The sequence below is a fragment of the Microbulbifer taiwanensis genome (genome assembly GCF_014904815.1).
Taxonomy (GTDB): Bacteria; Pseudomonadota; Gammaproteobacteria; order Pseudomonadales; family Cellvibrionaceae; genus Microbulbifer; species Microbulbifer taiwanensis.
In genome coordinates this window covers 1-19,671 of the sequence record NZ_JACZFR010000015.1, presented here as the reverse complement: position 1 = coordinate 19,671, position 19,671 = coordinate 1, and the positions used below count along the sequence as shown (strand labels likewise).

The 19,671-nt window shown below is 63.9% G+C and carries 22 protein-coding genes; 13 read left to right on the top strand and 9 right to left on the bottom strand.

The annotated features are described in order from the left end of the window. Positions 1-121: 121 nt before the first annotated feature. Entirely contained in the window at positions 122-661 is a 540-nt protein-coding gene (gene hslV, locus IG627_RS05590; RefSeq protein WP_193190837.1) for an ATP-dependent protease subunit HslV, read from the bottom strand. Between the two features lie 284 nt (positions 662-945). On the opposite strand from hslV, the gene IG627_RS05585 reads away from it, so the two are divergent. Further along, a complete protein-coding gene (locus IG627_RS05585; RefSeq protein ID WP_226864759.1) occupies positions 946-1,182 on the top strand; it encodes a DUF2798 domain-containing protein in 237 nt (78 codons plus the stop codon). Positions 1,183-1,193: 11 nt separating this feature from the next. Here IG627_RS05585 and IG627_RS05580 read toward each other — a convergent pair whose 3' ends face one another. Both IG627_RS05580 and IG627_RS05575 read right to left on the bottom strand, forming a co-directional pair. Continuing rightward, complete coding sequence (locus IG627_RS05580) at positions 1,194-1,769, bottom strand: SPOR domain-containing protein (RefSeq protein WP_193190835.1); 576 nt, start codon at positions 1,767-1,769, stop codon at positions 1,194-1,196. A gap of 87 nt (positions 1,770-1,856) precedes the next feature. Continuing rightward, positions 1,857-4,070, bottom strand: a complete 2,214-nt coding sequence (locus IG627_RS05575) for a primosomal protein N' (RefSeq protein ID WP_226864758.1) — start codon at positions 4,068-4,070, stop codon at positions 1,857-1,859. A gap of 219 nt (positions 4,071-4,289) precedes the next feature. Here IG627_RS05575 and rpmE point away from each other — a divergent pair, with 219 nt between their 5' ends. The 9 genes from rpmE (at position 4,290) to IG627_RS05530 (ending at position 11,358) form a co-directional block, all read left to right on the top strand. After that, the gene (gene rpmE / locus IG627_RS05570) at positions 4,290-4,502 is read left to right on the top strand and encodes a 50S ribosomal protein L31 (protein ID WP_193190831.1); all 213 of its coding nucleotides are present in this window, start codon (positions 4,290-4,292) and stop codon (positions 4,500-4,502) included. A gap of 26 nt (positions 4,503-4,528) precedes the next feature. Continuing rightward, positions 4,529-5,359 (top strand): thermonuclease family protein, encoded by an 831-nt coding sequence (locus tag IG627_RS05565; protein WP_193190829.1) that lies wholly within the window; start codon positions 4,529-4,531, stop codon positions 5,357-5,359. Between the two features lie 123 nt (positions 5,360-5,482). Further along, the gene (locus IG627_RS05560; RefSeq protein ID WP_193190827.1) at positions 5,483-6,736 is read left to right on the top strand and encodes a malic enzyme-like NAD(P)-binding protein; all 1,254 of its coding nucleotides are present in this window, start codon (positions 5,483-5,485) and stop codon (positions 6,734-6,736) included. 131 nt (positions 6,737-6,867) lie between these two features. After that, a complete protein-coding gene (locus tag IG627_RS05555) occupies positions 6,868-7,338 on the top strand; it encodes a hypothetical protein (protein ID WP_193190825.1) in 471 nt (156 codons plus the stop codon). 104 nt (positions 7,339-7,442) lie between these two features. Further along, positions 7,443-9,041, top strand: a complete 1,599-nt coding sequence (gene gshA / locus IG627_RS05550) for a glutamate--cysteine ligase (protein WP_193190817.1) — start codon at positions 7,443-7,445, stop codon at positions 9,039-9,041. 18 nt (positions 9,042-9,059) lie between these two features. Next, on the top strand, positions 9,060-9,644 hold the full coding sequence (locus tag IG627_RS05545) for an acyl carrier protein phosphodiesterase (RefSeq protein ID WP_193190815.1): 585 nt from the start codon (positions 9,060-9,062) through the stop codon (positions 9,642-9,644). A gap of 56 nt (positions 9,645-9,700) precedes the next feature. Then, positions 9,701-10,192, top strand: a complete 492-nt coding sequence (locus tag IG627_RS05540) for a disulfide bond formation protein B (protein ID WP_193190813.1) — start codon at positions 9,701-9,703, stop codon at positions 10,190-10,192. Positions 10,193-10,277: 85 nt separating this feature from the next. Then, positions 10,278-10,673 (top strand): CidA/LrgA family protein, encoded by a 396-nt coding sequence (locus IG627_RS05535; RefSeq protein WP_193190811.1) that lies wholly within the window; start codon positions 10,278-10,280, stop codon positions 10,671-10,673. After that, positions 10,666-11,358, top strand: a complete 693-nt coding sequence (locus IG627_RS05530) for an LrgB family protein (RefSeq protein ID WP_193190809.1) — start codon at positions 10,666-10,668, stop codon at positions 11,356-11,358. The genes IG627_RS05535 and IG627_RS05530 overlap by 8 nt, the downstream gene beginning before the upstream one ends. A 29-nt stretch (positions 11,359-11,387) precedes the next feature. Here the strand turns inward: IG627_RS05530 and IG627_RS05525 are convergent, their stop codons facing one another. Beyond that, positions 11,388-12,008 (bottom strand): FMN-binding negative transcriptional regulator, encoded by a 621-nt coding sequence (locus tag IG627_RS05525; RefSeq protein ID WP_226864756.1) that lies wholly within the window; start codon positions 12,006-12,008, stop codon positions 11,388-11,390. A 177-nt stretch (positions 12,009-12,185) separates the two neighbouring features. On the opposite strand from IG627_RS05525, the gene rsd reads away from it, so the two are divergent. Beyond that, positions 12,186-12,653, top strand: coding sequence for a sigma D regulator (gene rsd, locus IG627_RS05520; protein ID WP_193190808.1), 468 nt, complete (start codon positions 12,186-12,188; stop codon positions 12,651-12,653). A gap of 80 nt (positions 12,654-12,733) precedes the next feature. Here rsd and IG627_RS05515 read toward each other — a convergent pair whose 3' ends face one another. Next, positions 12,734-13,519: an FKBP-type peptidyl-prolyl cis-trans isomerase gene (locus IG627_RS05515; protein ID WP_193190806.1), complete on the bottom strand. Its 786-nt coding sequence runs from the start codon at positions 13,517-13,519 to the stop codon at positions 12,734-12,736. 444 nt (positions 13,520-13,963) lie between these two features. Here IG627_RS05515 and IG627_RS05510 point away from each other — a divergent pair, with 444 nt between their 5' ends. Beyond that, entirely contained in the window at positions 13,964-14,884 is a 921-nt protein-coding gene (locus IG627_RS05510) for a histidine kinase (RefSeq protein WP_193190804.1), read from the top strand. Here IG627_RS05510 and IG627_RS05505 read toward each other — a convergent pair whose 3' ends face one another. Then, positions 14,885-15,370, bottom strand: coding sequence for a TIGR02444 family protein (locus IG627_RS05505; RefSeq protein ID WP_193190802.1), 486 nt, complete (start codon positions 15,368-15,370; stop codon positions 14,885-14,887). 112 nt (positions 15,371-15,482) lie between these two features. On the opposite strand from IG627_RS05505, the gene abc-f reads away from it, so the two are divergent. After that, positions 15,483-17,405 (top strand): ribosomal protection-like ABC-F family protein, encoded by a 1,923-nt coding sequence (abc-f, locus tag IG627_RS05500; RefSeq protein ID WP_193190800.1) that lies wholly within the window; start codon positions 15,483-15,485, stop codon positions 17,403-17,405. 102 nt (positions 17,406-17,507) lie between these two features. Here abc-f and IG627_RS05495 read toward each other — a convergent pair whose 3' ends face one another. The 3 genes from IG627_RS05495 to IG627_RS05485 all read right to left on the bottom strand — a co-directional run bounded on the left by IG627_RS05495 (position 17,508) and on the right by IG627_RS05485 (position 19,578). Beyond that, the gene (locus IG627_RS05495; RefSeq protein WP_193190793.1) at positions 17,508-18,299 is read right to left on the bottom strand and encodes an outer membrane beta-barrel protein; all 792 of its coding nucleotides are present in this window, start codon (positions 18,297-18,299) and stop codon (positions 17,508-17,510) included. Between the two features lie 134 nt (positions 18,300-18,433). Beyond that, positions 18,434-19,153, bottom strand: a complete 720-nt coding sequence (gene trmB / locus IG627_RS05490) for a tRNA (guanosine(46)-N7)-methyltransferase TrmB (RefSeq protein WP_193190791.1) — start codon at positions 19,151-19,153, stop codon at positions 18,434-18,436. Between the two features lie 47 nt (positions 19,154-19,200). After that, positions 19,201-19,578, bottom strand: a complete 378-nt coding sequence (locus IG627_RS05485) for a DUF423 domain-containing protein (protein WP_193190789.1) — start codon at positions 19,576-19,578, stop codon at positions 19,201-19,203. Between the last annotated feature and the right edge of the window lie 93 nt (positions 19,579-19,671).

The following is a 19,671-nucleotide window of genomic DNA, read 5'->3' as shown; positions in this document are numbered from 1 at the left end:
CAAAGGTTTCAAAACCGCTGTGAATACGTCCCTGTACGCTCTGTCGGAAACGTCCCTGTTTCCGACAGTTTTGAAACCTTTGCCCCGGCACGCCGCCTTCGATTCGGGGTGCGGTACTTCGTCAGTAACTCAATTCTTCGATGGTGTGATTCTGGTTGGTGTAGACACAGATATCGCCGGCGATCTTCAGGCCCTGCTCGACGATGGCGCGGGCGTCCATGTCGGTGTTGTCCAGTAGCGCGCGGGCAGCGGACTGGGCGAAGGGGCCGCCGGAGCCAATGGCGATCAGGTCGTCCTCCGGCTGTATCACATCGCCGTTGCCGGTGATGATCAGGCTGGCGGTGGCGTCGGCCACGGCCAGCAGGGCCTCGAGGCGGCGCAGGGCGCGGTCGGTGCGCCAGTCCTTGGCCAGTTCCACCGCGGCGCGGGTCAGCTGGCCGCCGTGGGCCTCGAGCTTGGCCTCGAAGCGCTCGAACAGGGTAAAGGCGTCGGCGGTGCCGCCGGCGAAACCGGCGATCACCTTGTTGTCGTGCAGGCGGCGCACCTTGCGCGCATTGCCTTTCATGACGGTGTTGCCCATGGAGACCTGGCCGTCGCCGCCGATGACGACTTTGCCGTTGCGGCGGCAGGAGAGGATTGTGGTTCCGCGATATTGTTCCAATTGGAGCCCCTTGGTTTTCGGGTCGGTGCCTGCAGGTGGCCGCGGCCGGGCGAACACAAGATTCGCCCCTACAGAGTACTGTCGTCATTCCGGCGCAGGCCGGAATCCAGGTGCCACTGAACTGGATACCGGCTTTCGCCGGTATGACGAACGATTTAAAGCTTGTTTTGCGACAGAGTATCTACAAGGGAAATCTGTGCCGAATTCAGTAAGTGTGGTCGGCGGGGCGGAATTTCAACAGAGATGGCTATAATGCGCGCAGCTGTATCCCCTGGAGAATTGCATTGAGCTCCCTGTCCTCGCGCTTCTACACCCTGGTATTCGCCCTGTTCATGTCCTGCATGATGTCACTGCTGATGTCCGGGGTGATCACCTTTATCAACACCGGCCTGGATGCGGGCTTCTGGATGCGCTGGCTGCGCGCCTTCTTGGTGGCGTGGATAGTGGCCTTCCCGCTGGTGTCGCTGATCGCGCCGCTGGCGCACTGGCTGACGCGCAAGCTGGTGAAGTCGCAGCTCTAGGTCGGGCTCAGCTAGCGCGCCGGGCGTTTCAGTACCAGCGGCATCAGCCTGTGGTCAGCAAGCACCTCGCGCGCCTTGGCGACGCGGGAGCGGCTGCTGTAGGGACCAACCAGCACCCGGTGCCAGGTGCCGCGGCTGTCGCTCGCGGTTTCCACCTGCACGTCCAGGTTGGCCAGGGTGAGTTGGGCGCGCAGCTTCTCCGCTTCCGACTTATCGCGGAAGGAAGCGGCCTGCAGTATGTAGACCAGCGCCGGTTCGCTGGCGGCCCTGTCAGAACTGGTATTCTTAGAACCGGTATCGTCGGCGTGGCGCCGCGTCGGCTGCGCGGTTTTCGGCGGCGGCACCGATACCTCATTTTCCTGCAGCAGTGTGTAGAAATCGAAACGCGGCGCCTGTGATTTGTCCTCCGCCTGCTCGGCCGGCTGCTGGCGTTTGGCGACGGTGACCGGCTTGCCGTCCTGCTTGAGGCCGTGCAGGAAGATCATGAAGACCACGAAGCCGCCGACGAAGTTGCCCAGTACAAACCAGACCCAGGCGGGCTTGCCCGTGGCACTGTTGCTGCGGCGGCTGGCGTTGCGACGGCTCATGAAAATCTCTTCCCTAACTTTTTAACGCTTTTTCGACAGGGGAATTGTAACGCCATTCGCCCCGCCCGCGGCGGGCGGAACTCAAATTCACGACAGTTCCTGCGCATCCATATCCACCGCCCAGCGCAGGCGGCGGTTCCTGTTGCCCTCGGCCCACTGGCACAGGCGCGCCAGCAGTGGCTGCAGCTGGCCGCGCTTCTCCGCGGTGATCTGTACATAGAAGCGGAAGCGGCCGGACTTGCGTTCCAGCAGCGCCGGCACCGGCCCCAGGTAGGACAGCTGTGGCGACGGCGGCGCCAGTGCCTGCATCTGCGTGCGCGCCGTCTCGAGGAATTCCTCCGCCCACCTGGGCTCCTCGCACTCGGCGCGCACCAGCGCCATGGCCCGCAGCGGCGGCAGCTGTGCCACAGCCCTGTCGCGCAGCAGCTGGCGGGCGAAGGGGCCGTAGCCCTTCTCCAGCAGCAGCTGCAGCAGCGGGTGCTCCGGGTAGCGGCTCTGTACCAGCACCCGCCCGGGCAGGTCGCCGCGACCAGCGCGGCCAGCCACCTGTTCAAGCAGCTGCCCGGTGCGCTCGGGGGCGCGGAAATCGGCGCTGAAGAGACCGCCGTCGGCGTCCTGGATGACCACCAGGGTAACCCGCGGTAAATGGTGGCCCTTGGCCAGCATCTGGGTGCCGAGCAGCAGGCAGGGCTTGCCGTCCCGCGCCGGCGCCAGCAGCCTGTCCAGGGCCTGCTTGCTGGCGGTGGTGTCGCGGTCGACGCGGATCACCGGGTAGTCGGCGAAGCGCCTGGCGAGCAGTTCCTCGCTGCGCTCGGTGCCGCCGCCGAGGGCACTGAGCGAGCGGCTGTGACACTGTGGGCAGCTATCCACCAGTGACCTGCGGTAGTCGCAGTGGTGACAGCGCAGCTGCCGCTGGCGGCGGTGCATGGTCAGCTTGCTGGAGCAGTGGGGGCAGTCGGCCAGCCAGCCGCAGTCGTCGCAGGTCAGGGCCGGGGCGAAGCCGCGACGGTTGATAAACACCAGCGCCTGCTCGCCGCGCGCCAGGGTTTCGCCGATATGGCGCAGCACCTGGGGCGCGAAGCCCTCCTCCAGCTGCTGGCCCAGGGTCGGCACCAGGTGAATCTGCGGTGGGCGCGCATTGCCGGCGCGCTGGCGCAGGCGCAGATGCTGGTAGCGACCGCTGAGCGCATTGTGCAGGCTCTCCAGGGACGGCGTCGCCGAGCCCAGCAGCACTGGCACACCGGCGTTGCGCCCCAGCACCATAGCCAGGTCGCGGGCGGAGTAGCGCACGCCGTCCTGCTGCTTGAAGGAGCCGTCGTGCTCCTCGTCGACGATCACCGCGCCCAATCTCGGCAGCGGTGTCAGTATCGCCGAGCGGGTGCCTATGACGATATCCGCCTGGCCCGCGGCCGCGGACAGCCAGGCCTGGGCGCGCTCGCCCTCGGCCAGGCCCGAGTGCAGGGCGGCGATACTGCGGTCCGGGAAGCGCGCGGCGATACGGCGCAACGTCTGCGGCGTCAGGCCGATTTCCGGCACCAGCAACAGGGCCTGTTTGCCACCGGTGAGCACCTGCTCCATCAGGCGCAGGTAGACCTCGGTCTTGCCGCTGCCGGTGGTGCCCTCGAGCAGGGAAGCGGAAAAGCGATCGACCGGGATGGCATCCAGCACCTGTCGCTGTTCTTCATTTAGCTCTGGCGGCGCTGTGGCCTCGGCGGCGGGAATCGCAGGCGGGACCGTGGGGCCGGCGATCCACTCCACCAGGCCGCGATCTTGCAGGGCGCGAATGGTCGCGGTGGAGTGATCCAGGGCCTTCAACTGGGTGCGGCTCTGGCGGCCGCGCTCCAGTAGCAATTGCAGCAGTGCCTGCTGCTTGGGCGCCCTCGACAGCGCCGTTTCCGGTAGGCCCTTGCCCTCGGTGGTCAGCTGCAGCCACTGTTCCGCCCAGTGGTCCGCCGGCTTGCCCTTGCGCAGGGCGGCGGGCAGGGCGGCGGCGTAGAGTTCGCCCACCGGCGCCTGGTAGTAGTCGGCAGCCCAGTGCAGGAAGTCGCGGCAGCAGCCGTCGAAGACCGGCGCGCTGTCGATCAGCTCCAGCGCCGGCTTCAGCTGCGCCAGCGGCGACTCGGGGACCATATCCACCAGCACCGCTACCAGCTTGCGCCCGCCGAAGGGCACCCAGAGGCGCTGGCCCGGGCTCAATGTGGACAGATCGATGCCTTCCGGCGGCAGATAGTCGAACAGGCGCCGCAGCGGTACCGGTACCGCCAGTCGCAGAATTGCCGGATTTGCGCCGTCGCTCGCCAAGTGCCCCCTCCCGTACTGCTGGATCGTGGGGCGCATGATAGCGCAGTTGTGCCCGGCTCCGGCGAGCCGGGCGGTTCCGTATATTTGCGCTTGAACCACCGCGCTAATCTGATAGTATGCGCCGACTTTTTAAACAGCCCGGAACCATTCCGGTTCCTGCACCAATGACGGCTCCGTGCCCGGCAACAGATCGGGTGGCGGATTCGAAAAGAGGCAATCATGAAAGCAGATATCCATCCGAATTACGTCGACGTTACCGCTACCTGCTCCTGCGGCAACGCCATCAAGACCAAGTCCACCCTGGGCAAAGACATCCAGCTGGACGTGTGCTCCCAATGCCACCCCTTCTACACCGGCAAGCAGCGCGAAGCGAGCACCGGCGGCCGTGTGGATCGCTTCAAGAAGCGTTTCGGCAGCCGCATCGCCAAGTAATTCGGGCCTACGCCGCAGAGCGCAGTGTGACTTCAAAGTCGCCCACAGCGCCGGCCAGAAAAGCACCCTGGGTTTCCCTCGGTGCTTTTTTTATTGCCTGCATTACCGCTCTGCTGCCGGCAGGGCCGGCCTCCGCCGGCTGCACTCTCGGTGCCGCGGATGAAGAGGTGACGCTTCAGCGGGTTCAGGACGGCGATACCCTGCTGCTGCGCGACGGCCGCCGCCTGCGCCTGATCGGTGTCAATACGCCGGAACTGGCCAGGGACGGACGCCCGGCGGAGCCGCTGGCGCGGGAGGCGCGGGCGTTCACCAGGCACTTCCTGGCCGGCGGCGACCTGAAAATCTCCTACGACCGCGACAGGCGCGATCGCTACGGGCGACTGCTGGCCCATGTCTACAACCACCGTGGCGAAAGCCTGGAGGCGGCGCTGCTGTCCGACGGCCTGGCCTTCCATATCGCCGTGGCACCCAACCTGACCCTGGCCGAGTGCCTGTCGAAACACGAAGCCTCCGCGCGCCGGCGCGGCCGCGGCGTCTGGGCGCCCGGCGTGTGGCCGGCAAAGCGCGCCGCGGATGTGCGCCCCGGCGACGGCGGCTTCGTGCTGCTGCGCGGCAGGGTGCGCGAGGCCGAACGCAACCGCTACCTGTGGCTGGAACTGGACGGCCCCGTGGCCCTGCGACTACCCCTGACCGGGGATTCTGGCCAGCTGAACCGGCGCGATTGGCAAGGAGCGCAAATAGAGGTGAAGGGCTGGCTGGTGGACAGGGGCGCGAAATACACATCCCGGTTTCCACAGAATAAGCGCTTCTTCATTGCCATCGACTCGAAATTCACGATCGAAATTAGTAGGAATTAACGGTCCCGCTCGATTTTTGCGCTTGTGACGACAGGGCGCAGTCGGTTATTCTCAGCGCCCCCGCAGTAACCAGGGCGAGGCCCACAGAGGCATCCCCGCAGTATTCGAGAGATAATTTCCAAGATGACGGATTCATTGCGCCAGGCCGCGCTCGACTACCACGCGCTGCCGACCCCGGGCAAGCTTTCGGTAGAAGTGACCACTCCCGCCCAGACTCAGGAAGACCTGTCCCTGGCCTACAGCCCGGGCGTCGCCGAGCCGGTGCGCGAGATCGCCAAGGACCCGGAGGCAGCCTACCTGTACACCGGCAAGGGCAACCTGGTCGCGGTGATCTCCAATGGCAGCGCCATCCTCGGCCTCGGCAACCTGGGCCCGCTGGCCTCCAAACCGGTGATGGAGGGCAAGTCGCTGCTGTTCAAGCGCTTCGCCGGCATCAATTCGGTGGATATCGAGGTGGACAGCCCCAGCCCCGAGCGCTTTATCCAGACGGTGTCCGACATCGCCAACACCTTCGGCGGCATCAACCTGGAGGACATCAAGGCGCCCGAGTGCTTCCATATCGAGGAGGCACTGATCGAGCGCTGCCAGGTGCCGGTGTTCCACGATGACCAGCACGGCACGGCGATTGTGACCGTAGCGGGCATGCTCAACGCGCTGGAGATACAGGGCAAGAAGATCGGCGAAGTGCGCATGGTCTGCCTGGGTGCCGGCGCCGCCGCCACCGCCTGCTGCAAGCTGATGCTGGCCGCCGGCGCGAAAAAAGAGCAGATCACCATGCTCGACAGTCGCGGCGTCATCCACTCCGGCCGCACCGACATCAACGCCTACAAGGGTGAGTGGGCGCGGGACACCGAAATGCGCACCCTGGACGACGCCATCGAGGGCGCCGACGTCTTCCTCGGCGTATCCGGCCCGGACCTGCTGTCCGCAGAGCAGCTGAAGCGCATGGCGCCCAGGCCGGTGGTCTTCGCCTGCTCCAACCCCAACCCGGAGATAGCCCCGGAGCTGGCCCACAGCGTGCGCGACGACCTGATCATGGCCACCGGCCGCTCGGACTACCCGAACCAGGTCAACAATGTGCTCTGCTTCCCGTTTATCTTCCGCGGCGCCCTGGATGTACGCGCGGCACGTATCAACGAGGAGATGAAACTGGCCGCCATCGAGGCCATTCGCCAGATTGCCCACCAGCCGGTACCGGATTCGGTGCGCGCCGGCTACGGCGGCGTGGAGCTGAACTTCGGGCCCGACTATATACTGCCCAAGCCCACGGACCCGCGCCTGCTGCCGGAAGTGGCCGCCGCCGTGGCGCGCGCGGCCGTGGACAGCGGCGCGGCGCGGCTGCCCTATCCGGAACACTATCCGCTCGAGGCACTGTGACCCCATCCCGCCCCCGCACCTTACCCCGCGGGGGCGGGTACTGACCGCGCCCCGCCGCCACGCTTCTTGAGCCACAGTCCCCCCGTCGCTAAACTGCCCTTCTGTTACAGCGTTAAAAGTTGTCCTACCCCATGAGTCACGTCTTTGTGCTGACCAACCAGCACCAGCAGTTCCTGAGCAAAAGCAACGAGTGGATCGACGGCCGCGAGGTCAACCGCCTGTTCCGCAGCGAACACAAGGATGTCGCCATCAACCAGATGTTCGAAGCCAATACCCGCAATGTGAGCCTGCGTATCGAGCTGCTGCAGTGTGAACTGAATGACAGGGGGCAGCCGCAGATACCCGCGGACGCCCTGGGGGAGATGTCGGCGATGACCGCAGCGGAAACCGCGCAGGGGAACCCGGAAATCGAGCCGGGCGCACCGGAAGAGCTACCGCCGGAGAGCAATCCGGAAGTGAACCCGGAGCCGGTTCCGGAGACTCCGCCCGAACAGGCCCCGGAAGTGACCCCCGAGGAAGCGCCGGAGATAGAGCCGCAACAGCCGGACGAGGCCGGCGCGGAAGCGGGCGGGGCGAGAGCCGCGGTACTCGACTTCGGTTGAGCGGGCCGATTGAGATAATGGCCGCCGCCCCCATATCGGCCTCTTAACTGCCGGTCACGGTGCAGTCGTCCCGGTGTCCGCGGCGACTAAAAAAGGAGTATCGAGTGCCCAACCACCACCTGGCCGCCCTGGCCCAGCCACAGACGCTGCAACTGCTGAAGGGCATTCGCCGCGGGATTGAAAAAGAGAGCCTGAGGGTCGCCGCGGACGGCGCCCTGGCGCAGACACCCCACGGCCCGACACTGGGCTCCGCGCTGACCCACGACAGCATCACCACCGACTTCGCCGAGTCACTGCTGGAGTTCATCACACCGCCGGTGGCCACGCCGGAGGAAGCGCTGCAGATCCTCGATCGCATCCACCGCTACACCTACAGCCAGATCGGCGACGAGCGCCTGTGGGTCAACAGCATGCCCTGTCGTATCGGCGACGATGACGAGATTCCGGTGGCCCGCTACGGCAGCTCCCACAGCGGCACCATGAAAACCGTCTACCGCCTGGGCCTGGGGCTGCGCTATGGCCGCGCCATGCAGACCATCGCCGGCATTCACTACAATTTTTCCGTACCAGATGATTTGTGGAAGTGGCTGCACGAGCGCGAGGGCAGTGACGAATCCCTGGGCGACTTCAAGACCCGCCGCTACTTTGACCTGATCCGCAATTTCCGCCGTCACTACTGGCTGCTGATCTACCTGTTCGGCGCGGCGCCGGCGGTGTGCGCCTCGTTTGTCGAGGGGCGCGAGCACAGCCTGGAAGTATTTAATGGCGATGACCACACACTGCATACCCCCTTCGCCACCTCGCTGCGCATGGGTGACCTCGGCTACAACAGCGACGCGCAGCAGTCCCTGATCGTCTGCTACAACGACCTGCCCAGCTACCTGTCCACCCTGTGCGCGGCCATCAGCCGCCCCTACGCCCCCTATCACGAGCTGGGTGTGAAGGATGCGGACGGCCATTTCCAGCAGCTGACCACCGGCCTGTTGCAGATCGAGAATGAATTCTATTCGCCCATCCGCCCCAAGAACCCGGCCAAGATGGGAGAGACGGCGCTGTCGGCACTCGACAACCGCGGGGTCGAGTATATCGAGGTGCGCTGCCTCGACCTCAACCCCTTCGCGCCGCTGGGTATAGACGCACAGCAGATGCGCTTCCTCGACAGCTTCCTGCTCCACTGCCTACTGCACGACAGCCCCAAGACCGACGACGCCGACTACCGCGCGACCCAGGAAAACCAGAACCGCATCGTCTACCGCGGCCGCGACCCTGAACTGCGGCTGATCCACCTATCCCAGAACGGCGGGGGCGGCGAGTTGAAACTGACCGACTGGGCCACGCGCCTGCTGGACGAAATGGAGCCCATCGCCGATCTGCTCGACAGCGCCTGGGGCGGCGACGACTACCGTCGCGCACTCGCCGCCCAGCGGGCCAAGGTCAGCGGAGAGGCCCTGACGCCGGCGGCGCACATGCTCGCGGAAATGAAAGAGCGCGGCCAGAGCTTCTTCCAGTGGGCCTCGGACAAGGCCGAGCAGCACCGCCAGTACTTCCTGGAGCGGCCGCTGGACAGCACCGCCCAGCGGGAATTCGCCCTACAGGCAGAGGCATCGCTGCAGAAACAGGCGCAGGTCGAGGACACCGACAGGGGAACTTTCGAGGATTTTCTCGGCCACTACTATGCGCAGTACATTTTCTGCCAGCGGTAGCGGCGCGATTATCCGACCATGAACTACCTGGCCCACCTGCTGCTCTCCGGTCCCGACCCGGACTGGCGCCTGGGCGGGCTGCTGGGGGACTTCGTCAAGGGCCCGCTGACCGGCGAGCGACCGGCGGCGATAGAGGCGGGCATCCGCCTGCACAGACGCATCGACGCCCGCACCGACGAACACCCCGATTACCGCGATGCACTGGCGCAACTCGATCCCGGCTGGCGGCGCTACGCGGGTATCATTCTGGATATCTGGTTCGATCACCTGCTCTGCCACCAGTGGTCCCTCTGGCACCCGCAACCGCTGGAGCAATTCTGTGACCAATGCTGGCGGGACTTTCACGCCCGCAGCCGGTATATTCCGCCCCGCGCCCTGGCGTTTATGCAGCGCGCCGAACAGTTCAAGCTTCTCGAGAGCTACGGCGACGAGCAGGTGATAGCGCGCACCCTGGAAAGGGTCGGCCAACGGCTGCGCCGGCCAGTGGCACTGCACGAAGCAGTGCCCGAGCTGATCGCCGCCCGGGATGCGCTGGAACACAATTTCACAAACCTGTTTTCCGACTTGAATCGCGAAGCCGAGCAGTTTCGACAGCACACCTGAACGAATGAATAGCAACAAGTAAATGGTTGCGAACAGATAGCTGGATCCAATAAATCATGAGTTTGCCCAACCCGCGCGTTACGTTTTTGCTGGTTTTTCTCGCCGTAATTTTTCTACTGGGTGCCGCCTTTTACCTGGAGTATGTGAAGGGGCTGGAGCCCTGTCCGCTGTGTATCACCCAGCGGGTGATGCTGCTCGGCGTGGGCCTGGTTTCGCTGATTGCCTTCCTGCACAATCCGGCCACCATCGGCCGGCGCATCTACGGGCTGCTGGTATCCCTGTGGGCAATGGGTGGCCTGTATTTTGCCGGCCGCCAGCTGTGGTTGCAGAGCCTGCCGGAAGACCAGGTGCCGGCCTGCGGCCCGGGTATTTCCTATATGCTGGATGCCTTCCCGATGGCAGAGGTGATCAAGACACTGCTGACCGGCGACGGCAACTGCGCCGAGGTGCAGTGGACCCTGATGGGGCTCAGCATTCCCGGCTGGGCGGCGATCGGCTTCGCCGGCCTGATACTGTTTGGCGGCTGGCAGGCATTCCGCAAGCATTGAGCACTGAATATTGCGTAGGGTGCGCCGCGCGCACCACGGCGCAGGCCTCGGCACAGTTGGTGCGCACAGCGCACCCTACAGATCAATGGACTCTTTTCGACAGATAGCACACTGGCTCTGCGGCGCGGCAATACTGCTGGGCTGTGAATTTCTCGGGCGCAAAATCAGCGCGGCCTTTTCCCTACCGGTACCCGGCTCGGTTCTGGGCATGCTGCTGTTGCTGCTCGGGCTGATGGTGTACGGCGGTGTGCCGCGTGGACTGGCGCGGGTCAGCGAGCAGCTGCTGCGCCTGCTGGCACTGCTGTTCCTGCCCGCAGCGGTGGGCGTCTTCTACCTGCGCGACCTGTCTGCAGCCGACTGGCTGGGCCTGCTCGCCGCCACGGTTTTCGGCACGCTGCTGAGCCTGCTTCTTTGCGCCCTGCTGCTGAAACAGCTGCTGAAACAATCTCCACGCAATGGCGAGGAGCGCGGCGATGAGTGAGCTGCTGCAGAGTCCGCTGTTTGTGCTGCCGCTGAACGTCTGCGCTTTCCTGCTCGGCGTCGCCATCTATAGGCGCAGCGGCACCGCACTGCTGCACCCGATTGTCGGCGCCGGCTTCCTGGTGGCGGCGGTCCTGTGGAGCCTGGATATCTCCTACAGCGACTACCGGAATGCCAGCGGCCTGCTGTACGCACTGCTGGGCCCGGCGGTGGTCGCGCTGGCGGTGCCGCTGAAACAGAACCTGGCGATTATCCGCCGCGCCGGCTGGCCGCTGGCAGTGACCCTGGCGGTAGGCGCGCTCCTGGCCCCGGTGGTGGCCATCGCCATCGCCTTTCTGTTCGGGGCCGCCGAACCGGTACTGCTGGCGCTCAGTGGCAAGTCGATTACCACTCCCATCGCGCTGGCGCTGGCGGAGAAGATTCACGCGGCCCAGAGCCTGACCGCCGGCATCGTCGTTTTCACCGGCGTGGTGGGCGCCGTGTTCGGACCACCGCTGCTGGAGCGCCTGAATATCCGCGACCATCGCATTATCGGCTTTGCCCTGGGTATCAATGCCCACGCGGTGGGTACCGCCCGCTCGCTGGAATTCAGCGCCCTGTGCGGTGCCTTTGCCGCGCTCGCCATGGGCCTGTGCGGCGCCCTGACCGCCCTTGTACTGCCGCTGCTGGTCGACGCCCTGAACTGACGTCGTTCAGTCCCCAGAACGCACGTGGTTCACGGGGCTCCCGCGCCCAGGCCCGCCATCGCCAGGTCGGCGCCGCGCCCGCGCCGGCGCAGGCCGCCGGCGACGGCCGCACGGGTCTCACCACTCTGGTTCTGGCTCACTTTCCACTGGCCCTCGAGGGATTCAATCGGCAGCTCCAGGCCGACGATCGCCGCCGCCAGTCGCTCGATATACTGCGCAGGCGCATCCTCGACCGTCCAGGGAGAGGACGAGGGCGTTTCCTGCTGATCCGTCAGCGCCTGCAATTGCGTCATCAGCCAGTCCGCTTCATCCACCAGCCGCAGCTCGCCGGTGACATGTACGGCGACATAATTCCAGGTGGGTACCACCTTGCCGTGCGCCGCCTTGGCCGGGTACCAGTTCGGCGATATATAGGCGTCCGCGCCGCGGAACACCGCCAGCGCCCGCAAGCTACCCGACTGCCGCGCCAGCGGGTTTGCCCGGGCAATATGACCGCGCAACACTTCGCCGTTCACATCCAGCACCATCGGCACATGGCTGACCTCGGGGCCATCCGCCCCCTCGATCACCAGGGTTGCCAGCGGATACTCGCGTATCAGGCGAAGCATGGATTTCCGGTCTTCATTGCGGAATGACTTGGGGGTATACATAGATCTGTCCCTGCATAAGGCGCGAAATGACGCATACTAGCCGGCGGTATTTTGGCGCTCAATACGCTGCCCTTCTTGCCGCCGGCGGGGGAATCTCCTATCTTGCCATAAGGCCTTGTGAACGCCCTTGCGGGTGTTCGGTCCAGAGCGGTAAGAGCAACAAAAGGAAGCTTGGAGATGCTGGAAAATTGTAAGTCGGCGCGCGAGCGTTGGGGCGGCGTGAGCGAGATTATCGATCGCTGGTTGCATTCGCGACAGGCGCTGCTGGTGCGCTTCTGCAGCCTGTCGGAAAAAAAGGAAATCAGCGAGGGCGACGCCGAAGCAGAAGAGAACGTGCGCCAGCTGTGCCAGCTGCTGGTGGACTATGTATCCGCAGGCCATTTCGAAGTCTACGAGCAGCTGATTCGCGAGGGCCAGGCGTTTGACGACAAGCAGGGCCTGGAGCAGGCTCGCCAGCTCTACAAGGACATCGACAAGACCACCGATATTGCGGTGGATTTCAACGATAAATACCAGGAGACCGACGATCTCTCCAGCCTGGTCAGCGACCTGTCGCAGCTGGGCGAGGCACTCGAGTCCCGCTTCAGCTCCGAAGACCAGATGATCGCGCTGCTACACACGGCGCACAAGAACCAGCTGGCCTGAATTCAGGACTGCATTCTGACTGCTAAAAAATAAGGGCGAACACAAGGTCCGCCCTTACCATTGCCGTCGGGAATAATCGCTTATTCCTGCTCGGCTTCTTCCTTCTTCTCTTCCCCTGCGTCGCCCTCACCGGCGCCGACGTTGGCCTTGTGCAGCTCCACTTCGAAAACCAGTGTCGCATTGGGACCGATCATACCGCCCGCGCCGCCCGGACCATAGGCCAGGTCCGAGGGGATATACAGCTCCCACTTGGCACCTTCCTTCATCAGCTGCAGGGCTTCGGTCCAGCCCTTGATCACGCCATTGACCGGGAACTGTACCGGCTCGCCGCGAGCGTAGGAGCTGTCGAACTCAGTACCGTCGATCAGGGTGCCCTTGTAATCCACTTCGACAGTGCTTTCCGCGCTGGGGGAATCGCCGTTGCCCTCGGTAATGACCTTGTACTGCAGGCCGGAGTCGGTGGTCATCACACCTTCTTTCTTGGCGTTTTCCTCCAGGAATGCCTTGCCTTCCTGCAGGTTCTTCTCCGCGCTCGCCTTAAACTCTTCCTCCTGCTTGGCCAGCATCTCCTGCTGCTTGGCCTGCATCTTTTCCTGGAATACGGCGATGACCTGCTGCTTGTCCTCGTCGGACAGGCGCGAGTCGCGACCGCTGGCCACGTCGTCGAGCGCCATCAGTACGACTTTGGGATCCAGCTTCACATCCTGGGATTCCAGACGCTTGGCCATATCTTCGGCAATGATGTAGCTGACCTTCTTCTCCTGGGTATCCAGGGTGACTTCGGCGGCCTGTTTGGATTCCTGTTCGTTACAGCCGGCCAGCGCGAGGCCCAGGGCAACTGCTGCAGCCAAAGGATATTTATTCATGGGAGTTGTCTCTTTGTCCGTATTGCATTTGTTGATTCGCGCCTGACCCGGGGCCAAGGCCTGTAGTGGCATTTTAAGCAGTTTCGGGCTCCTTCGGCGCTCCGACCGGCCCTGTGCCTATCGCCAGTGCCCAGCAAGTCTAACCTACGATGACTCGCGGTGCATACCGAGGCCGCTCATACTGTGCAAGGCACCACATTTGCGCGCTAGTTCCAAACAGCCTGGAAAAAATTTTGGCGCGAGCGCTTTTTTCGCCGGCTTCGGCATACATTTTTTAAAGAAACAGCGCTATTATCGGCCCTCCACCGGTTGTTGTTTCGGAGTTTTCAGGAGTGGTCCGCCGTTTCCGAAACAACCGATCAGTGCATACATCTGGTTACAAACGCCGGGTAGACGCGCTGCCCGGATGCGCCGAATCGATAATAAACCTCAGGATATTTACTCATGGCTGCCAAACGTAAAGCTGTCAATCCGGTCGCAGAACTGGAAGCACAAATTGCCAAGCTCACCGCTCAACTGGACAAGGCCCGGGCCAAACAGGTCGCCGACGCCGGCAAAGCCGCTCAGAAAGCCGCAAAAGCGCTGACCGCCGCCAAGGACAAGCTGTCCAAGGCCAAGGCCAAACTCGCCCAGGCCCGCACCGCGGCCAAAAAGGGCAAGACTGCAGCGGTACAGAAACGCGTGGATACCGCCAGGGCCAATGTGGAAAAGCTGACCGATGCCCTGCAACAGGCGAAAGACGCAGCGGCGGAGGCCAAGCAGGCGGAAGCGGCGGCCAAGACAGAACTGAAGCTGGCGGAGGCCGTTAACAAGGTGGCCGCCAAGGCGGAGAAAGCTGCGGGCAGTAAGGCCAAAGGCAAAAAGGCGGGAGCGAAAAAAACCGCCAAAGTGACGGCGAAAAAGGCTGCCGGGAAGAAAGCCACCGCGACCAAGGCGACCGCCAGGAAAGCGGCACCAAAGAAAGCAGCCGCAAAGCAAGCAGCCCCGAAAAAGGCGGCGCCCAAGAAAGCCGTCGTCAAGAAGGCAGCCGTGAAAAAAGCGAGTGCGGCCAAGGCCCCGTCCGCGAAAGCCACCAAGCCCGCTGTGAAAAAGGCCCCGGTCAAGAAAGCCCCGGTAAAAAAAGCGGCAGCCGAGAAGCCCGCAGCCAAACCGAGCGAACCCAAGCCGGCACCGACAGAGAAGAAACCCTCAGCGCCGGTTGCGAAGAAGCCGGAGTCGACTCCCCCGAGCAGCGCGCCCATCCTGGGCAAGACCCCGGAACCGCGCCCCTTCGGCGCCCCGGCCGAAACCAAGCCGGCCCCGAGTATCACCCCCGCGACGCCGCCCAACAGCCTGTTTTCCAGTGAAAACCCCGGCGACGAGTAGTCAGTCTCGCTCGGCTTTATAGCTATCGATCAGGCCCGCCCAGCGGGCCTGATCTTTTTGCAGCAGACCATATTGCTGCCCCGCCAGCTCCAGGGCCGGGCGATCCTCCGGCCAGGTTTCACCCTGCAGTTTCCACAGCGCCGCCAGCTGGCGCTGCTCCAGCTTCTGTTCGTAACGCTTGAAGTATTCGTAGACAGCCCGGGTGCGAGGGCGCAACCGGCCCAGCCAGCGCCGGAATCGGCGCACGCTCGCGATCATGCGCCGCCGTGGGGCCAGGCCCCGGTCGGCCACGCGCCAGCTCTCCTCACTCAGTTGGCGATCGAGGGCGGTGGCGTAACTGGCCCACAGTAGCAGGCACACATCCGCACCTTTCCTGTCCTGGCAGTCGAGCAGGAACTGCTCCACCTCGCCGTGGCGATAGAAATCCAGGCTGAACTGCCACAGGGGGTTATCCAGGGAGGAAGATGGAGGTGTGGATTTTGTCACGTTAGAATCCGGCCACACTTATTACGGGCACTGGGGAAGGCAACGACCCTTCCGCACCACAGGTTTTCGAATAGCCTAGCATTCATCTGCCCACAGGTATGAGGTTTTTTCTTTGATCAATTTGCAAGGCGTCTCCCTGCAGCGGGGCGGACGCGAGCTGCTGCACAATGCGGACTGCCGAATTTTCCCCGGTCACAAGGTCGGCGTTATCGGCGCCAATGGCTGTGGCAAGTCGACCCTGTTCAAACTGCTGCTGCGCCAGCTGGATAGCGACAGCGGCCGGGTGGAGGTGCCGGCGGGCTGGCGCATTGCGCATATGGCACAGGAGGTGGCGGCGAGCGGGCAGTCGGCACTGGACTATGTACTGGACGGCGATGCCGAGCTGCGCCAGTTGCAGCGCCAGCTGGAACAGGCGGAAAGCGTCGCTGCCGACGGCCACAGGCTGGGGGAGTTGCACGAGCGCATGGCGGCGATAGATGGCTACAGCGGCCCGGCACGCGCGGCGCAGCTGCTCGACGGCCTGGGTTTTTCCCACGCTGACCAGCAGCGTCCGGTCAGCAGCTTCTCCGGCGGCTGGCGCATCCGCCTCAACCTGGGCCGCGCGCTCATGTGTCCGGCGGACCTGATGCTGCTGGACGAACCCACCAACCACCTGGACCTGGACGCGACCCTGTGGCTGGAGCAGTGGCTGCAGCGCTTCCCCGGCACACTGCTGATCATCTCCCACGATCGCGATTTTCTCGATGCGGTGGTGGACGCTATCGTCAGCTTCGAGCAACAGAATTTACTGCTGTACAGCGGCAACTACAGCGCCTTCGAGCGCGCCCGTGCAGAGCGGCTGGCACAGCAGCAGGCCCAGTATGAGAAGCAGCAGGCGGAGCGCGCGCATATGGAGGACTTCGTGCGCCGCTTCCGCGCCAAGGCCAGCAAGGCCAAGCAGGCGCAGAGCCGCCTCAAGGCGCTGGACCGCATGGCGACCATCGCCCCCGCGCATATCGATTCGCCATTTCGCTTTTCGCTGCCCGCGGCGGAAAAGACTTCGGATCCGCTTATCGACCTGCGCGACGCCGATATCGGCTATGGCGACGAGCCTGTGCTGTGCAAGGTTCAGCTGGGCATACAGCCGGGGCGGCGCGTCGGCCTGTTGGGCCCCAATGGCGCCGGCAAGTCGTCACTGATCAAGACACTGGCCGGCGAACTGTCGCCCGTGCGCGGTGAGCGCCTCTGCGGCGAGCACCTGGCGATCGGCTATTTCGCCCAGCACCAACTGGAGGCACTGGACGTCGCCGCCTCGCCGCTGCTGCACCTGCAACGCCTGTCGCCGGACGCAAGTGAGCAGTCGCTGCGGGACTTCCTCGGCGGTTACGGTTTTGTTGGCGACCGGGTTTTCGAAACCGTAAAAGGCTTTTCCGGCGGCGAGAAGGCGCGGCTGGCGCTGGCGATTCTGGCCTGGCAGAAACCCAATCTGCTGTTGCTGGACGAACCCACCAACCACCTGGACCTGGAGATGCGCCACGCGCTGACCCTGGCCCTGGCGGAATTTCCCGGCGCTGTGGTACTGGTCTCCCACGATCGCCACCTGCTGGCCAATACCGCCGACGAGTTTATCCTGGTGGCCGACGGCAGGGCCGAGCCCTACAGCGGCGACCTGGAGGATTACAAACAGTGGCTGCTGGGCTTTAATCGAGATAGAAAGGATCGGGACAGGAAGCGTCGCGAGGAAAACAAAGACGACGGTGCCGAAAAGCCGGTGGAAGACAGAAAATCCCAGCGCCGCGCCGCGGCCGCACTGCGCGAGCAGCTGAAGCCACTGACCAACAAGCTCAAGAACATCGAACAGCAGATGGCACGCGCGGAGAAGAAACTGGCCGAACTGGAAAGCCGGCTCGCCGACGAGAGTCTCTATAGCGGCGGCCAACAGGAGGAGATAGCGCGCCTCAACCGCGAGCAGTCGCAGCAGCGGGATGTGCTGGAAGAGCTGGAGATGCAGTGGCTGGAAATTTCCGAACAGCTGGAGGCGGCGCGCGCCGACTGATCCCCAGGAACGACGGTTTATTCATCGTTACCCGGATGCTCCATCCTGTTCGGATGATTCCATTGCGGCCCTGCTGTCGGCGGCGGCAGGGCCGCAACGCTGCTAATAAGGGCAGCCGTCCTCATTGACCGCCGTGCCCATGGGCGTATTGGCGCAGCGATCGAGGTAGTCGGGCACGCCGTCGCGATCGGAATCGATCGGGCAGCCGTCACTCTGGATGGCAACGCCGGGCGGCGTCTGCGGGCAGGCGTCCACACCATCCACGACACCGTCGCCATCCAGGTCGCTCCAAACGGCCGGGTATTCGACCCACTGGTAGCCGATACTCACACTGACGAACCCGTCCAGCCCGCCTTCCTCCACACCCTGGAAAGCGCGCGCATCGGCCCGCGCCTGCCAGCGCGGTCCCAGGCGGTATTTGACCCCCAGTCCCAGGTTGACCATGGTCTGGCGATCGTGCCAATCGAAGGCGTCGTCGGAAGTATCATTGAAGTCGACGCGGATCTCACCGGCACCGAAGGCCACATACGGCTGCCAGCAGAAGTTGCCGCAGAAGCGACCGGCGAACTGGTAGAAGAGATCCAGGTGATAGTTGTAGACGTCGACTTTCTCGTCGATACCCTTGACACCCACGCTGAAGTAATCGAGTACCCCTTCCATGGCCCAGCGATCGGTGATCATGTAGCCGTAGCCGCCGCCACCACCGGTGGTGTCCTCCAGTTCAAAGCCTTTCAGCGGCGTGCCATTCAGGCGATCACTGTCGAACCAGTACTGGCCGCCGTTCAGGTACAGGGTCGCAGTGCCCTCTTCATCCGCCGACGCGGGCCCGCCAGTAAGGACACCGAGAAAAACGACGCACAAGAGGAGCGGCAAGAGCGGGCGGCTTTTTGTCATTGGGGGCTCCGGAAGTTCCTTTTACCGGCACCGGGCGTGATACCCGGTTCTGATTGAAGATAGCAGACAATGTCGGCAGCGCAACGACGCGCCAATCAGCGCGTCGACTGCAATGTCACCCGGCGGGGGAGGGATTAATCGACGCGCCGGTAGAGCAGGTCCCAGACACCGTGACCGAGGCGCTGGCCGCGGCGCTCGAACTTGGTTTCCGGGCGGAATTCCGGGCGCGGTGAATAATGATTTTTGCCGGCGGTGTTTTCCAGCATCTCCTCCGCCTCGAGCACTTCCAGCATATGCTCGGCGTAGTTTTCCCAGTCGGTGGCCATATGCAGCAGGCCGCCGGCTTTTAGTTTGCTACAGATCAGGCGCACGAATTCCGGCTGCACTATGCGACGTTTGTGATGCTTCTTCTTGTGCCAGGGGTCGGGGAAATACAGCTGGAAACGATCCAGCGATGCGTCGGCGATACAGTCGTTCAGCACATCCACCGCATCGGCCATATAGACGCGCAGGTTCTTTACCCCCGCTTTGCCGGCGTTGTTGATCAACCGGCCGACGCCCGGTGGGTGCACTTCGATGCCGATAAAATTCTTGTCCGGTTCCGCCTCGGCCATGGCCAGCAGCGAATCGCCCATGCCAAATCCGATTTCCAGTACCAGCTCCGCCTCGCGGCCGAACGCCTGCTGCGGTTCCAGTGGGCCGCCGAACAATGACAGGCCGAATCCGCCCCAGTAATTGTCGAAGGCGCGGCGCTGCCCCTCGGTCATGCGCCCGGCGCGAATCACATAGCTGCGGATGGATTTTTTCTTGTACTCGGTGCGGTAGGGGAAGTCTTCCGCGGATTCGTCTTGCATTATTCGCGACCTCATTTGCGAACTTTATTGTAGAAGCGGCGGGGAAATTATCTGGAGTAATTCAACGCGGCGACAAACAGCGCCACCCAACCGCCGATCATCATCAGGCCGCCCAGCGGTGTCACCGGGCCCAGCCAGCGCGGACCGCCGAAAGTCAGGCCGTAAAGGCTGCCGGAAAACAGCAGTATGCCCAGCGCAAACAGCGCGCCGGCTGTCGCCAGCGATGCGCGCGCGCCCCACTGCTGTATCAGCAGCGCAACGCCGAGCAGGGCCAGCGCGTGGATCATCTGGTAGTGCACTCCGGTCTTGTAGGCCTCGAGCAGGTTTTCCGCAACCTTGTCGCGCAGGCCGTGGGCGCCGAAGGCGCCGAGTATGACGCCGGTCGCGCCGAGGAGGGCGGCGAGCAGCAGATAGAGTTTTGCCATTGGCTTCCTATTTGATCGGTAGTTGTAGGAACGGGGGGGGGGGGGGGGGCGCCCCCCCCGCCCCCCGCGCGCCCAGACAAAAAAAAAACCAAA

Excerpts from the sequence above, each read along its gene's own strand:
- IG627_RS05580 (WP_193190835.1), bottom strand. The coding sequence starts at position 1,769 with ATGAGCCGTCGCAACGCCAGCCGCCGCAGCAACAGTGCCACGGGCAAG.
- rpmE (WP_193190831.1), top strand. The coding sequence starts at position 4,290 with ATGAAAGCAGATATCCATCCGAATTACGTCGACGTTACCGCTACCTGC.
- IG627_RS05560 (WP_193190827.1), top strand. The coding sequence starts at position 5,483 with ATGACGGATTCATTGCGCCAGGCCGCGCTCGACTACCACGCGCTGCCG.
- IG627_RS05555 (WP_193190825.1), top strand. The coding sequence starts at position 6,868 with ATGAGTCACGTCTTTGTGCTGACCAACCAGCACCAGCAGTTCCTGAGC.
- IG627_RS05545 (WP_193190815.1), top strand. The coding sequence starts at position 9,060 with ATGAACTACCTGGCCCACCTGCTGCTCTCCGGTCCCGACCCGGACTGG.
- IG627_RS05540 (WP_193190813.1), top strand. The coding sequence starts at position 9,701 with ATGAGTTTGCCCAACCCGCGCGTTACGTTTTTGCTGGTTTTTCTCGCC.
- IG627_RS05535 (WP_193190811.1), top strand. The coding sequence starts at position 10,278 with ATGGACTCTTTTCGACAGATAGCACACTGGCTCTGCGGCGCGGCAATA.
- IG627_RS05530 (WP_193190809.1), top strand. The coding sequence starts at position 10,666 with ATGAGTGAGCTGCTGCAGAGTCCGCTGTTTGTGCTGCCGCTGAACGTC.
- IG627_RS05525 (WP_226864756.1), bottom strand. The coding sequence starts at position 12,008 with ATGTATACCCCCAAGTCATTCCGCAATGAAGACCGGAAATCCATGCTT.
- rsd (WP_193190808.1), top strand. The coding sequence starts at position 12,186 with ATGCTGGAAAATTGTAAGTCGGCGCGCGAGCGTTGGGGCGGCGTGAGC.
- IG627_RS05515 (WP_193190806.1), bottom strand. The coding sequence starts at position 13,519 with ATGAATAAATATCCTTTGGCTGCAGCAGTTGCCCTGGGCCTCGCGCTG.
- IG627_RS05510 (WP_193190804.1), top strand. The coding sequence starts at position 13,964 with ATGGCTGCCAAACGTAAAGCTGTCAATCCGGTCGCAGAACTGGAAGCA.
- IG627_RS05495 (WP_193190793.1), bottom strand. The coding sequence starts at position 18,299 with ATGACAAAAAGCCGCCCGCTCTTGCCGCTCCTCTTGTGCGTCGTTTTT.
- trmB (WP_193190791.1), bottom strand. The coding sequence starts at position 19,153 with ATGCAAGACGAATCCGCGGAAGACTTCCCCTACCGCACCGAGTACAAG.
- IG627_RS05485 (WP_193190789.1), bottom strand. The coding sequence starts at position 19,578 with ATGGCAAAACTCTATCTGCTGCTCGCCGCCCTCCTCGGCGCGACCGGC.